The following is a 13,581-nucleotide window of genomic DNA, read 5'->3' as shown; positions in this document are numbered from 1 at the left end:
GTGCACACCCGCTGGTGGGCCCCCGACGGCCCCGGGCCCGCGGTCCGGCTGCAGGTCGTGCTCGCCGACGGCGCGGCGGGGGTGCGCGGTCCCGGGAACCGCCGGCGCGGGCAGCGCGTCTCCCGCCCGCGCCACCGCCGGCCGACCCGGGACCGGTGCGTGCGCGGCAGGGTCCGCGCATCCCGTGCTCCCGGCGGTGCTCCCGGTGCTGGTCCCGGCGCCGTCCGCCGCGGGGGCCGTGACCTCCGGCCGGGCGGGGACCGCAGTGTCCGACTGGGCGGGGACCGCAGTGTCCTCGACGACCCGTTCGTCGCCCCACCGCACCAGCCGCACCCGCTCGCCCGGGTCGCGGCCACCCGTCGGGACCGCGGTGAACACCGCCTCCGGCCCGAGCAGCGCCTGCACCCGGACCAGGGCCCGCCCGGCCCGCTCGTCGCCCTCGCCGACGTCGCCCCACAACCCGCGCTGCAGCGCCCCGGCGACCACGGTGTCCTCCGGGGTGAGCCGCAGCGCGACCAGCGTCCCGGAGCCGCCGCGCCCGAGCCACGAGTCGAGCTGCCAGCGCACCCGGTCGACCGTCCCGGACGGGGTCAGCGGCTCGGCGCACCGCCAGACCCGCAGCAGCTCCTCCCCGCTCTCGGTGCGTGCGTGCACCCCCAGGCGGGTGCAGGCCAGGCCGTGACCGGCGAGCGCGGTGTGCACTCGGGTCGCGAGCGCCCGCGCGGCGAAGGCGGCCGCGTCGACCCGGTCCACCGGTGGATCCAGCTCGACCGCCGCGGCCAGCTCCTCCGGCGGGACCCGGCGCGCGGGCGGGCGGGGGTCGCGCCCGCGGGCGAGCCGGTGCGCGGCCACCGCGTCGGCGCCGAAGCGTGAGGCCACGTCGGCCTCCGACAGCGACGCGAACGCCCCCAGCGAGCGCAGCCCCAAGCGGCGCAGCAGATCCACCAACGCAGCCCGGTCGACGTCGGGATCCCGGTCCAGCTCGGCGACCTCCAGCGGTGCGAGGAACTCCGCCGACCGCCCCGGTGGCACCCCACGCCCCCGACGGGCGGCGAGCTCGGCGGCGAACATCCCGTCCGCGACGCCGATCTGGCACTCGGTCCCGGCGTGCAGCGCGACCTGGTCGATCAGCCGCTCCACCGCGGCGCGCTCCCCGCCGAACCAGCCGACCGGACCGCGCGCGGGCAGCACCAGCAGCCCCGGCCGCACCACCTCGACGCCGGGGGCGAGCGCCTCCACCGCGGCGACGACCGGCTCGAACAGCCGGGCGTCGCGCCCCTGGTCGGGGGCGAGCACCACGAGGTCCGGACACCGGGCCTGCGCCTCCCGACGACGCAGCCCCCGGCGGACGCCGTGCCGGCGGGCCGTCGCCGAACAGGCCAGGACCCGGTTGGCGTGCAGGACCGCGGCCGGCCGGTCCGCCGGGACGTGCGCGGCGCGGGCGGCCGCGGTGACCGGCCAGTCCGGGGACCAGACCGCCAGCACCCGCGGGTCGGGCTCCGCCCGCCCACCGCCGCCCGTGCCCGCTCCGCCGCGCACGCTCACCCTGCCGACCGCGCCCGTCGCGCCGCCCGCCTCCGTCGTACCGGACGTGCTCATCCCGCCGCCCGGGCCACGGGGCGCGCAACCGGGGCCTCGCCCACCGTGGACGCGTGGACCACGGGGACCGACGGCACCGAGGCGATCGCGGGCACCGGGGGCGTCACCGGGGCCGGGACGACCGTCCCGCCGGGGCCCGGGAGGAGCACCTCCACCCCCCGGCCGGCCGGGCCGATCCCGCGCCCCTCCGCCCGGACCTCGACCCGCCGGGAGCGCAGCCGCCCCGTCCCGCGGCCGACGCCCTCCCAGCGCGGACGGGTGCAGTGCAGCCGTAGGTCGGCCCCCGGCCACCCGCCGAGCACCAGCAGCACCGCGCCCCGCTGCCGGGCCCGCGCTGCGAGCCGCTGCCGGTCCCCGGCCCGCAGCCCGGCCCGCTCCGGCCCGGCCACGACCACGAGGTCCAGCCCGTCCAGCAGCGCCGCGGTCACCCCGACCAGGTCCGCACCGGGGTCGGGGACCAGCGCCAGCCGGTCCAGCCGCACGCCCGCCTCCGCCGCGGCCGTCGCGCCGAGGCCGGGGCGGCCGACCACACCCGCCCACGCGCCCTCCGCGGACGCGGCGGCCAGCAGCGCGAACAGCAGCGACCCCGCACCGGATCCCACGCCCACCGCCACGGTGGATCCCCGCCGCAGACCCCCACCGGGTAGCAGACCGGCCAGCGGCCCCGGCACCGGCCGCAGGTCCGCCTCGCTCACCGGACGCGGCTCGACCGTCCCGACCCTGCGGGCCGGGGCCTCCGGCTCCGGGCAGCGCCCCGCGGGCCCCGGCCGGGACCGCTCCAGGCCAGCCCGGGTCTCCGTCCGGTGCAGGACGTGCCGGGCCCGGGCGAACCGCTCGGCGGCGGAGCCGGCCGAGGACCCCGGCCCCCCGGCCGGGCCCCGCGCCCCGGGCAGCGGCTCCCGCCCGCCCCCGGGGACACGGGACCCGGCTCCGACCACCGGCCCGGACCCCTCCGGACCGGTGTCGGCCCCGACGTCGGCACCGGCTCCCCCACCGGCACCGCCGATCACCCGGCCGACCGCCGCCGCTCCCCCGACGACGACCGGCCCCCCGCCCGCATCGACGCGCACCGCAGTACCTCCCCGCCACACACCGCGCCGCGGCCGAACGGCCGCGACCTCGCCCGGCGCGCCGCGGGGAAGGCGACGCGTGCTCGAACTGACGTTCGAAGCATAGGGCCTGTGCCGCCTCTCCGCATCCCCCGGGTGGGGGTGGCGACGACGACGGGAGGACCGTCGCACGCACCCCCGACATTCTCGGCCGGAACACCCTCCGAACTGCGGGAACGCCGACGGCCCGGGCCGCGCGAGGCGGTCCCGGGCCGTCGGGGTGGGCGGTGGGTCAGTGGGCGAAGTGCCGTGTCCCGGTCAGGTACATCGGCACGCCCGCCCTGGCGCAGGCCGCGACGACCTCCTCGTCCCGGACCGAGCCACCGGGCTGCACGACGGCGGCGACACCGGCGTCGAGCAGCACCTCCAGCCCGTCGGGGAAGGGGAAGAACGCGTCGGAGGCGGCGACCGCACCGCGGGCCCGGTCCCCGGCCCGGGTCACGGCGAGCTTCGCCGCGTCGACCCGGTTGACCTGGCCCATGCCGACGCCGACCGCGGCGCCGTCGTGGGCGAGCAGGATCGCGTTGGACTTCACCGCGCGGCAGGCGCGCCAGGCGAACGCGAGGTCGTCGAGCACCTCGGGGGCGACGGCGTCGCCGGTGACGAGCTTCCAGGCGGCCGGGTCGTCGCCGTCGGCGTCGACGAGGTCGCGCTGCTGCACCAGCAGCCCGCCGGAGATCGGGCGCAGCTCGGTGCCGGTGCGGGCGGCGCCGTCGGGGATGCGGAGCACGCGGACGTTCTTCTTGCGCGCCAGCACCTCCAGCGCGCCGTCGGCGTAGCCGGGGGCAACGACGACCTCGGTGAAGATCTCGGCGACCTGTTCGGCCATCGCGACCGAGACCTCGCCGTTGACCGCGATGACCCCGCCGAACGCCGACACCGGGTCGGTGGCATGTGCCTTGCGGTGGGCCTCGGCGACGTCGGTGCCGACCGCGATCCCGCACGGGTTGGCGTGCTTGATCACCGCGACCGTCGGGCGGTCGCCGTGGTCGTGCGCGGCGCGCCAGGCGGCGTCGGCGTCGACGTAGTTGTTGTAGGACATCTCCTTGCCGTGCAGCTGCTCGGCACCGGCGAGGCCGGAGCCGGTGCCGTCGGTGTAGAGCGCGGCGGACTGGTGCGGGTTCTCGCCGTAACGCAGCGGGCGCTCGCGGGTCCAGGTGGCGCCGATCCACTCGGCGGACGCCTCGTCGTCGCCGGTGGGGAACTGCTCACCCATCCAGGTCGCGACCGAGACGTCGTAGGCGGCAGTGTGCCGGAAGGCGTCGGCGGCGAGCCTGCGACGATCCTCCACGACGAACCCGCCCGCACCGACCTGCTCGAGCACCCAGGGGTAGCGCGAGGGGTCGACGACCACGGCGACGCTCTCGTGGTTCTTCGCCGAGGCCCGCACCATCGCCGGGCCGCCGATGTCGATCTGCTCGACGGCCTCGTCGCGGCTCGCGCCGGACGCGACGGTCTCACGGAACGGGTAGAGGTTCGACACCAGCAGGTCGAACGGCGCGATGTTCAGCTGCTCGAGCTGGGCGAGGTGCTCGGGCTTGCGGGTGTCGGCGAGCAGCCCGGCGTGCACCCGCGGGTGCAGGGTCTTGACCCGGCCGTCGAGACACTCGGGGAACCCCGTGACCTCCTCGACGGGGGTGACCGGGACGCCGGCGTCGGCGATCCGCTGGGCGGTGGAGCCGGTCGAGACGATCTCCACCCCGGCGGCGTGCAGCCCGGTGGCCAGGTCGAGGAGACCGGCCTTGTCGTAGACGCTGATCAGGGCCCGGCGTACCGGCCTGCGCTCACTCACTGTTCACCTCGTGGGGTTGGGCGGCGGTGGCGAACCGTCGCACGGTCGCGACCAGCAGCCGTCGTTCCTCGGTCTTGATGCGCTCGTGCAGGGAGGTCTCGTCGTCGCCCGGGAGCACGGGGACCTCCGCCTGTGCGAGCACCGGTCCGGTGTCGAGCCCGGCGTCGACCTCGTGCACGGTCGCGCCGGTGACGGGCACCCCGGCGGCCAGCGCGTCCCGGACGGCGTGCGCGCCCGGGAACGCCGGCAGCAGAGCCGGGTGCGTGTTCAGCATCGGGCATCCGAGCGCGTCCAGGAAGGCCGGGGAGACAAGCTTCATGAACCCCGCCCCGACGACGAGGCCCGGCCGGTGCGCGAGGACGGCCGCGGCGAGCGCGGTGTTCCAGGCGTCGCGGTCGGCGTGGTCGGCGACACGTTCGACGAAGGTGGGGACGCCGACGGCACGGGCCCGGTCGAGCCCGGCGGCACCCGGGCGGTCGGCCCCGACGGCGACGACGGCGAACCCGGCGTCCGCGGTGTCGAGCAGTGCCTGCAGCAGGGTCCCGCTCCCGGAGACGAGGACGACGACCCGCAGCGCCTCGTGCCGCTCCTGCGCGCCCACCGTGTCCCTTCCTCGCCGGTCCGGGCCGCTCCCACGGCCCCTGGCCAGGGTAGACGCGCCCTCCGACGGCGACGGTGCCCGGTGCGGTGGCCCGGGTCACCCGGCCGTGGTGGTGGGCCGCGTCGGGTCAGTCGGCCCTGTCGGCCCTGTCGGCCCTGTCGGCCACGTGGTCGCCGTGGTCACCGTGGTCGCCGCGGTCGCGGTCCCGTTCGGTGGCGCCCTCGCCCGCGGCGCCACGGCGGGAGGCCGTGCGCCCGGCTCCGTCGGGCTCCTCGTCGGAGACGGCGTGGCGGTGGGGCTGGACGTCGCCGTGCTCTCCGTCGTCGTCCCACGTGGCGTCGGCCCGGCGGACGGGTGCCCCGGCGGTGCGACGGCGTTCGACCAGCTCCGCCACCGTCGGGGTGCGACGGCGGTCCCGGGCGGCCCGGGCCCGGTCGACCGCGGTCCGCGGCCGGTCGGTGCCGCCCATGGGGACGTGCCGGGCGAGCTCGGTACCGGCGCAGGTCAGCACGGCCGGGATCCCGACCAGCAGCAACGCGCAGCCGAGGACCGCCCACGGGTGGAACGACACCGGGTCGTAGGGCCCGCCCGCGAGCGCACCGCCCGCGAGCGCCGCCGGGACCGCCGACCCGACCGCGACGACCACGGCCGCCGTCGCGGAGGCCGCGACCCGCTCCACGACCGGCGCGTCCTCCCCCAGCGCCCGGCGGCAGGCGATCCCGCCGAGCACCCCCGCGACGACGGGCAGCAGCACGACCAGCACCGCGGCCGTCGGGACGGTGGTGACGGGCAGGACCGCCACGGGCGGGAACGGCGGCAGCGGCCCCGGCTCGGCACCGAACGGACCCGACCGGGCGATGCCGACCGACACCCCCGCGCCCAACGCCCAGGACAGCGCCCCGACCAGGGCGTTCGGCAGGTACCCCACGCTCAGCACCAGCACCCCGAAGCCCGCCCAGGCCCCGGGGGCGATGCGCTCGGCGGTGTCGGCGACGTCCGAGGCGCTCGCGAGCAGCGCCACGGTGAGGACGAGGGCGGCGACCAGCAGCAGCCCGGCAGCCGCGACCCGGGCCCCGGCGAGTGCCGCGCCGGGCCATCCCGACAGCACCCGCTGCCACGCGGCCGGGGCCCCGCACGCGTGGACGACGCCGATCCCGGCGGCCGTCCCGGCCACCAGCCCGGCCCCGATCATCGAGGCCCAGGGCGCGGTCACGGCCATGTCCCGCGGCAGCAGCGCCCCGGCGAGCACGGCGACCGCGGCGGCGGCCCCGGCCTGGGAGGCGACGACGGCACCGGCGTCGTGCCGGACCCGCCCGCCGAGCCGGAGCACCGCCCAGCGCGAGCAGAAGGCGACCAGCGCGACGACCACCAGCGTCGGCAACAGCGGCAGCACCCCGAACGGGCGCCCGTCCACGGCGACCGGGATGAGGTGCGCGGCCAGCCACAGCGGGACGGCGGTGGCGAGTGCCCCGTCCGCGGTGACCTCGACGCCGCCGGTGCCGGTCAGCAGCGCCGCCACCGGGACGAGCATCGTGTACCCGGCGAGGACGGCGCCCATCGTGGCGACGAGGAGGATCCGCAGCCGGTCCAGCCCGGTGCCGGTCCCGGTGCCGCGCGTCGGGGTCCGGACGGGGCGGCGGCGCCCCCGCTCCCGCTCCGCGACGGCGGTCGCGCGCCCACCGCGGGACCGCTCGGGTGCGGGCCCGGTGGACCGGGCCCGGGAGGCCGGGCGACCGCGGGCGGGACGGGGCGGGGTGGCGCTCACCCGGTCAGCGTCGCAGCGAACCCGGCCCGGGCGGGGCAGGCACGCCGTGACGTGCCGGGGCCCACGGTCCCGGCAGATCAGGCGGAGCCGTCACCACCGGGCCGGAAGGTGCGGGTGGCCTCGGCGTCGCCGGTGGCCGGGATCGCTGGATTCTCGGTCTGCTCGCCGGCGGCCGGGGTGGAGCCGGGGATCACGGAGGGGCGGGTGACGCCCGTGTCCTCGCCCGCCTGGTCCGCGCCCGCCGTGTCGGGGGTGGTCGCGGGCGGGGCCTGCTCGGATCCCGGTGTGCCGGTCACCGCGGCGGCACGATCACCGTAGGACACCCCGGAGAAGGCGCCGCCCCCGCCGGACGGCGTGTGCGGTGCCGCGTCGGCCTGCGGGCTGCGTCCACCGCCGACCGCGTGCCGGCCCGCGTCGTCGCCCGTCCGGTCCTGCACCCCGGGCGCCTCGGGCGCGCCGTGGGCCCCGGGCTGGCCCGGGTACTGCCCGACGGCGGGCTGCGACGCCGCGGGCACCGCGCCGGAGGCTCCGTGGGGGGCGGCGCCGTACTGACCCGGTCCGTACTGACCCGGTCCGTACTGACCGACGCCGTACTGGCCGGCCCCCGGCTGCGCGGCGCCGTGCTGTCCCGCGCCGTGCTGGCCCCCACCGTGCTGTCCTGTGCCGTGTTGTCCTGCGCCGGGCTGCCCTGCGCCGTACTGCACCCCACCGGGCGGCCCCGGGGCGTACGGAGCGGCGCCGGACGGGGCCCCGTAGGGACTCACGCCGTACTGGCCCGCGGCGTAGGGATCCGCCGCGTAGGGCGCCGCACCGGAGGCCCCGCCGTACGGCGCCGCGGCTCCCGGCTGACCCACGCCGTAGGGCTGCTGCGGCATCCAGGGCGCCTGCTGGCCCGGCGGGACCTGGCCGGGGCCCCAGCCGGGCTGCCCGACGTGCGACGGGCGCTGTGCCCGCGGGGCGGGAGCGGTGACCACGCCGGACAGGAGGAGCTGGGCGTAGAGCAGTGCGGCGGCCGCGAGCAGGGCGACCACGAACACGACCCAGCCCAGCGTGCCGCCGATCGCCGTGGTGCCGGTGCCGGCCAGGACCAGCAGCATCGTCAGCGCACCCGTCGTCGACAGGACCACGCCCGCGACCAGGGTGCGGCCGGTGCCGGGCAGCAGGGTGAGCGCACCCGCGACACCACCGGCGACGACCATCGCGACCGGGAACAGCCCGGTGGTGACGTCGAAGAAGGTCAGGACCAGCGTCAGCAGGGCCAGCACGGCCCCCGCCAGCACGGCGATCCGCACCGTCGGGGCAGGCGGGGCCTGCTCGGGAGCCGGGGCGGCCCCTGGCTCGTTGCTCGACATGACGACCACTCCCGTGTGACGGACGGACTCGCTGCACCGCACGCTAGCCGATGTCCCCGACACGACCGGGTGAGGCGCACGGGGGTGCACACAGCACGACGCGCGGGCACCCGGGAGGAGTTCCCGGGGCCCGCGCGTCGGACGTGCACGGAGAGCGCTCCGATCAGGCGGAGAGGATCTCCTTCATCAGGGCGGCGGTCTCGGACGGCGTCTTGCCGACCTTCACGCCGGCGGCCTCGAGGGCCTCCTTCTTCGCCTGCGCGGTGCCGGCCGAACCGGACACGATCGCGCCGGCGTGGCCCATCGTCTTGCCCTCGGGGGCGGTGAAGCCCGCGACATAGCCGACGACCGGCTTGGTGACGTTGGCCTTGATGAAGTCCGCGGCGCGCTCCTCGGCGTCGCCACCGATCTCGCCGATCATCACGATGGCCTCGGTCTCGGGGTCCGCCTCGAACGCCTCGAGGGCGTCGATGTGGGTGGTGCCGATGACCGGGTCGCCGCCGATGCCGATGGCGGTGGAGAAGCCGAACTCACGCAGCTCGTACATCATCTGGTAGGTCAGCGTGCCGGACTTCGACACCAGGCCGATCTTGCCCGGGCCGGCGATGTTCGCCGGGATGATGCCCGCGTTGGACTTGCCGGGCGAGATGATGCCGGGGCAGTTCGGGCCGATGATCCGGGTCTTGTTGCCCGTGGCGACCGCGTGCGCCCAGAAGTACGCCGAGTCGTGCACCGGGATGCCCTCGGTGATGACGACCGCGAGCGGGATCTCGGCGTCGATGGCCTCGATGACCGCGTCCTTGGCGAACTTCGGCGGGACGAAGATGACCGACACGTCGGCGCCGGTCTCCTTGATCGCCTCCTCGACCGTGCCGTACACGGTGACGTCCTTGCCGCCGACCGTGTGCGTGGTGCCGGCCTTGCGGGCGTTCACACCGCCGACGATGTTCGTCCCGGCGGCCAGCATCTTGGTGGCGTGCTTGGTGCCCTCGCCACCGGTGATGCCCTGGACGATGACCTTGCTGTTCTCGTTGAGGAAGATCGACATGTCTCAGGCTCCAGCGTTCGCGAGCTCGGCGGCCTTGGCGGCCGCGTCGTCCATCGTGCCCACCACGGTGACGAGCGGGTGGTTCGCGTCGGCGAGGATCTGACGACCCTCCTCGACGTTGTTGCCGTCCAGGCGGACGACCAGCGGCTTGGTGGCCTCGTCGCCCAGGATCTTGAGGGCCTCGACGATGCCGTTGGCCACCGCGTCGCACGCGGTGATGCCGCCGAAGACGTTGACGAAGACGCTCTTGACCTCGTCGTCGCCCAGGATGACGTCCAGGCCGTCGGCCATGACCTGCGCCGAGGCGCCGCCGCCGATGTCGAGGAAGTTGGCGGGCTTGACCCCGCCGTGCGCCTCGCCGGCGTAGGCGACGACGTCGAGGGTGCTCATGACGAGCCCCGCGCCGTTGCCGATGATGCCGACCTGGCCGCCGTCCAGCTTGACGTAGTTGAGGCCCTTGGCCTTGGCCTTCGCCTCGAGCGGGTTCTCGGTGCGCTCGTCGACCAGCTCGGCGTGCGCCGGGTGCCGGAAGTCGGCGTTGGCGTCGAGGGTGACCTTGCCGTCGAGGGCGATCACCTTGTCCTGCGGGTCGCGGACCAGCGGGTTGACCTCGACCAGCGTCGCGTCCTCGGAGACGAAGGTCTCCCAGAGCTTCACGATGACGTTCGCGGCCTCGTCGGCGACGGCGGCCGGGATCTTGCCCGCGGCGACGATCTCGTCGGCCTTGGCCTTGTCGACGCCGGCGATCGGGTCGATCGCGATCCGGGCCAGCGCGTCCGGCCGCTCGACGGCCAGCTGCTCGATCTCCATGCCGCCCTCGGCCGAGCACATGGCCAGGAAGGTGCGGTTGGACCGGTCCAGCAGGAAGGAGAAGTAGTACTCCTCGGCGATGTCGCTGGCCTCGGTGACCAGGACCTGGTGCACGGTGTGGCCCTTGATGTCGAGGCCCAGGATGGCCTCGGCCTTCTCCTTGGCCTCGTCGGCGTTCTGCGCCAGCTTCACGCCGCCGGCCTTGCCCCGACCACCGGTCTTGACCTGCGCCTTGACCACGACGGCGGTGCCCAGCTCGGCGGCCGCGGCCACCGCGTCGGCGGCGTTGTCCACGGTCCGGCCCGGCAGCACCGGGACTCCGTGCGCGGCGAAGAGGTCCTTCGCCTGGTACTCGTAGAGGTCCACTCGGCTCTCCCGCTCCACTTCGCTCTCGCCGCGACCGGCGCGTCCCCGGCTCGTTCCCCGGGCGCGCCCCGCACAGGTGGCGGGCGGCAGCGGTCGCGGACGTCGGTGATGCTGCGTCGGGGAGCCTAGCCACGCCGCGCGCACCGGTCCTGACCTGGGCCGGTGACCGCTGTCACCCTGTCGGCGCAGTGCTCGATTCAGATGGACCGTCCGAGTGATCGGGACCACGGATCGTTCCGCGAGACAGCGGAATCCTGTGACCTGCCTTACCTTTCGAGTATGGCGACGTCGCTACCCGGAGGCGCTCGCCTGCACGCGATCGCCGACGGGGCGCTGTCGACAGTGACGGCCGCGACGTCCGATCTCGCGCAGGCGGCGGGCTACGCCGCACGGACCTTCACCTCGCGTGCGGGGCTGCGCGGGCTGGCACTGGAGGGCGCCTGGCTGGCCGCGCACCTCGCGCTGTACCCGATCGGGCTGGCCGAGGAGACCGTCCGCCCGCAGGGCCACTGGCGCACCGACAGCCTGCCGCCGGTCAAGCGGAGCCTGGTCGTCGCCGACCCCGCCGCGGCCGGGACGCCGATCCTGCTGGTGCACGGGATCATGGACAACCGCTCGGTGTTCACCGTGTTCGCCCACGAGCTGCGCCGGCGCGGCTTCGGCGTCGTGCACGCCATCAACTACAGCCTGCTCACCGACGACGTCCGCACCGCGGCACACGAGCTGCGCGGCCACGTCGAACGACTGCGCGAGGCCACCGGGTCGGACCGGGTGCACATCGTCGGGCACTCCCTCGGCGGCGTGATCGCCCGCTACTACGTGCAGCGGATGGGTGGCGACGCCGTCGTCGACACCCTGGCGACGCTCGGCAGCCCGCACTCGGGCAGCAACCTGGCCCGGCTCGCGCCGCTCCCGCTGTGCCGCCAGCTCCGCCCCGGCTCGCCGATCCTGCGTGAGCTGGACGAACCGGCCCCCGGCTGCCGGACCCGGTTCCTGGTGGTCTGGTCACGAATGGACGAGATCATCGTCCCGCAGTGGAACTCCCGGCTGCGCCACCCCGACCTCGACGTCACCGAGCTGGAGTTCGACGACGTCGGCCACCTCGCCCTGCCCGTGGACCGGCGCACCGTGCACTTCGTGGCGAGCACTCTGGCCCGCGGCGAGGCGGAGCGCCGCGAGCACGACCGGGTGCGCGACCGGAGGCTGCGCGGGTCGCTGCGACTGGTCGGACGGCACGCGGCGCAGGGCGCCTGAGGACCGGGGTCCGCGCGGGGGAACGGGGTTCCTCCGTTCGCCGTCGCGTCGATGACCGCCCGACCGGTCGCCGATGATCCACGACCGTCCGCAACGGCGCGATGGCCCGCCGTTGCCGCTCGGCGAGGCCCGGGTTACCGTCGCGTTGTCCACGTCACGGACCGGTCACGGTGATCGGTGTCGCCCCGAACGACACCATCCCCCGACGGAGCCCCCACTCCGACGATCACCGCCGAACGGCCCGCGGCGCCCTTGACCACCAGAAGGGCAGTCTTGTCGCGCCACCGCTCCCCCAGCGGCGCCACGCGACCGGAGGCCCGGCCCGGCACGCTCCCCCCTGTGCCGCCGGCCGGTCACCGGCTCCCGGCGCTCCCGGCTCCCCCGCCGGTGGTCTCGCGCACCCGGGTGACCGTCGCCGCGGCGGCCGGCGGTGCGCTGGTCGCGGCCGGTCAGACGGTCGCCGGGGCCCTCGGGGTGCCCGGCTGGGGCGGTGAGACCTCGGTCGAGGAGTCCTACGCCCGGCTCGCCGCGTCGGCGATGCTGCCGGTGTCCGGTGACACCCGCCCGGCCGACACGACCGCTCCGCTGGACACCTCCGCGATCGGCGGGGAGCAGCTCAGCGCGCAGGCCGCGTCGCTGCCCGACCTGGACGCGACCTCGAAGGTCGACGTCGCCAACCTGACGAAGGCCGCCCGGATGGGCCGCGAGGCCGCCAAGCTGGAGCAGGCCGTGACGACCGCGATGTCGCACGGTGCCCCGAAGGCCGTGTTGTACGACGGCGAGGCGTTCGTCCTGCCGACGGCGGGCCGGTTCACCTCCGGCTTCGGCGCCCGCTGGGGCGTGCAGCACAAGGGCATCGACCTCGCCGCCCCGATCGGCACCCCGATCTTCGCCCTGACCGACGGCGTCGTGGAGAAGTCCGGCCCCGCCAGCGGCTTCGGGATGTGGGTGGTGCTCAAGCACCCCGACGGCACCAGCACCGTCTACGGCCACATCAACCGGTCGTTCGTTCAGGAGGGCCAGCAGGTCAAGGCCGGCGACGAGATCGCCGAGGTCGGCAACCGCGGGCAGTCCACCGGCCCGCACCTGCACCTCGAGGTGTGGGAGCCGGACGGCACCAAGGTCGACCCGCTGCCGTGGCTGGCCGCGCGCGGCCTCGACGTCACCGCCGCGACGGGCTCGCGCGACGCCTGATCCGGGCACCGCTCCCCCGACCCGCCCGGACGGGTCAGAATGGCCGGGTGGCGGACGAGGGGGCGTACCGGGTCGGGGACGACGAGCGGCGGGCGGTCGACGCCCGGCTGCAGCGCGCGCACAGCGAGGGACGGCTGTCCCTGCCCGAGTACGAGGAGCGCTCGGCCACGGCCTGGGCGGCCCGCACCCGCGCCGACCTGGAGCCGTTGACCCGTGACCTCCCGGCCGACACCGCCGGGACGACGCCCACCGCCGCCGTCGAACGGGCGCCGACCGGGGCCCTCCGGGCACCGGCCGGGGAGTTCGCCGCGGCCGCCGGGCGACGCGCCGGCGGGATCCTCGCCGCGGCCGCGGTGGCCGTCGCCGCGGTCTGGGGGCTGGCGCAGGTCGTGCCGATCACCGAGGGACTGACCGTGTTCGGGTCCCGCACCGTCGGGGCCGAGGCCGGCGACCGGGTGGGCGGGGTGACGCTGTTCGGTTCGACGACGGTCGTCGTTCCCGAGGGGACGCGGGCCGACGTCTCCGGGTTCACCGTGTTCGGCTCGACCGAGTGCCCGACGGCGTGCGCCGCGCCCGGCGACCGGACGGTGGACGTGCACGTCGTCGGGGCGTTCGGGTCGGTGAAGGTCCTGACCCCGGCCGAGGACGCGGCGCAGGACCGCGACGACGACTGAGGTCTCACGGGGACCGA

Annotated in this window: 11 protein-coding genes; 3 read left to right on the top strand and 8 right to left on the bottom strand. The window is 76.4% G+C overall.

The annotated features are described in order from the left end of the window. From FVA95_RS09050 to sucC, 8 genes are all read right to left on the bottom strand, one after another. Positions 1-1,599: DNA polymerase Y family protein (locus FVA95_RS09050; RefSeq protein WP_149663801.1), on the bottom strand; the 1,599-nt coding region annotated here is incomplete at its 3' end. After that, on the bottom strand, positions 1,596-2,669 hold the full coding sequence (locus tag FVA95_RS32775) for a hypothetical protein (RefSeq protein ID WP_240051371.1): 1,074 nt from the start codon (positions 2,667-2,669) through the stop codon (positions 1,596-1,598). The genes FVA95_RS09050 and FVA95_RS32775, both read right to left, overlap by 4 nt. Positions 2,670-2,940: 271 nt before the next feature. Continuing rightward, positions 2,941-4,500, bottom strand: a complete 1,560-nt coding sequence (gene purH, locus FVA95_RS09040; protein ID WP_149663800.1) for a bifunctional phosphoribosylaminoimidazolecarboxamide formyltransferase/IMP cyclohydrolase — start codon at positions 4,498-4,500, stop codon at positions 2,941-2,943. Further along, positions 4,493-5,101, bottom strand: coding sequence for a phosphoribosylglycinamide formyltransferase (gene purN, locus FVA95_RS09035; RefSeq protein WP_149663799.1), 609 nt, complete (start codon positions 5,099-5,101; stop codon positions 4,493-4,495). The genes purH and purN overlap by 8 nt, the downstream gene beginning before the upstream one ends. 127 nt (positions 5,102-5,228) lie before the next feature. After that, positions 5,229-6,866, bottom strand: a complete 1,638-nt coding sequence (locus tag FVA95_RS09030; RefSeq protein WP_149663798.1) for a DUF6350 family protein — start codon at positions 6,864-6,866, stop codon at positions 5,229-5,231. Between the two features lie 77 nt (positions 6,867-6,943). Continuing rightward, positions 6,944-8,218, bottom strand: a complete 1,275-nt coding sequence (locus FVA95_RS09025; protein ID WP_149663797.1) for a DUF5336 domain-containing protein — start codon at positions 8,216-8,218, stop codon at positions 6,944-6,946. A gap of 163 nt (positions 8,219-8,381) precedes the next feature. Next, a complete protein-coding gene (gene sucD / locus FVA95_RS09020) occupies positions 8,382-9,266 on the bottom strand; it encodes a succinate--CoA ligase subunit alpha (protein WP_020623374.1) in 885 nt (294 codons plus the stop codon). A 3-nt stretch (positions 9,267-9,269) separates the two neighbouring features. Continuing rightward, the gene (sucC, locus tag FVA95_RS09015) at positions 9,270-10,460 is read right to left on the bottom strand and encodes an ADP-forming succinate--CoA ligase subunit beta (RefSeq protein ID WP_255474626.1); all 1,191 of its coding nucleotides are present in this window, start codon (positions 10,458-10,460) and stop codon (positions 9,270-9,272) included. A gap of 261 nt (positions 10,461-10,721) precedes the next feature. On the opposite strand from sucC, the gene FVA95_RS09010 reads away from it, so the two are divergent. The 3 genes from FVA95_RS09010 (at position 10,722) to FVA95_RS09000 (ending at position 13,564) form a co-directional block, all read left to right on the top strand. Further along, positions 10,722-11,696, top strand: coding sequence for a triacylglycerol lipase (locus tag FVA95_RS09010; RefSeq protein ID WP_149663795.1), 975 nt, complete (start codon positions 10,722-10,724; stop codon positions 11,694-11,696). Between the two features lie 339 nt (positions 11,697-12,035). Next, complete coding sequence (locus tag FVA95_RS09005) at positions 12,036-12,890, top strand: M23 family metallopeptidase (protein ID WP_240051370.1); 855 nt, start codon at positions 12,036-12,038, stop codon at positions 12,888-12,890. Positions 12,891-12,937: 47 nt separating this feature from the next. Continuing rightward, complete coding sequence (locus FVA95_RS09000) at positions 12,938-13,564, top strand: DUF1707 domain-containing protein (protein ID WP_161992239.1); 627 nt, start codon at positions 12,938-12,940, stop codon at positions 13,562-13,564. Positions 13,565-13,581: the final 17 nt, after the last annotated feature.

The sequence above is a fragment of the Pseudonocardia sp. EV170527-09 genome (assembly GCF_008369905.1).
Taxonomy (GTDB): Bacteria; Actinomycetota; Actinomycetes; order Mycobacteriales; family Pseudonocardiaceae; genus Pseudonocardia.
This window is presented reverse-complemented; position numbering and strand designations above follow the sequence as displayed.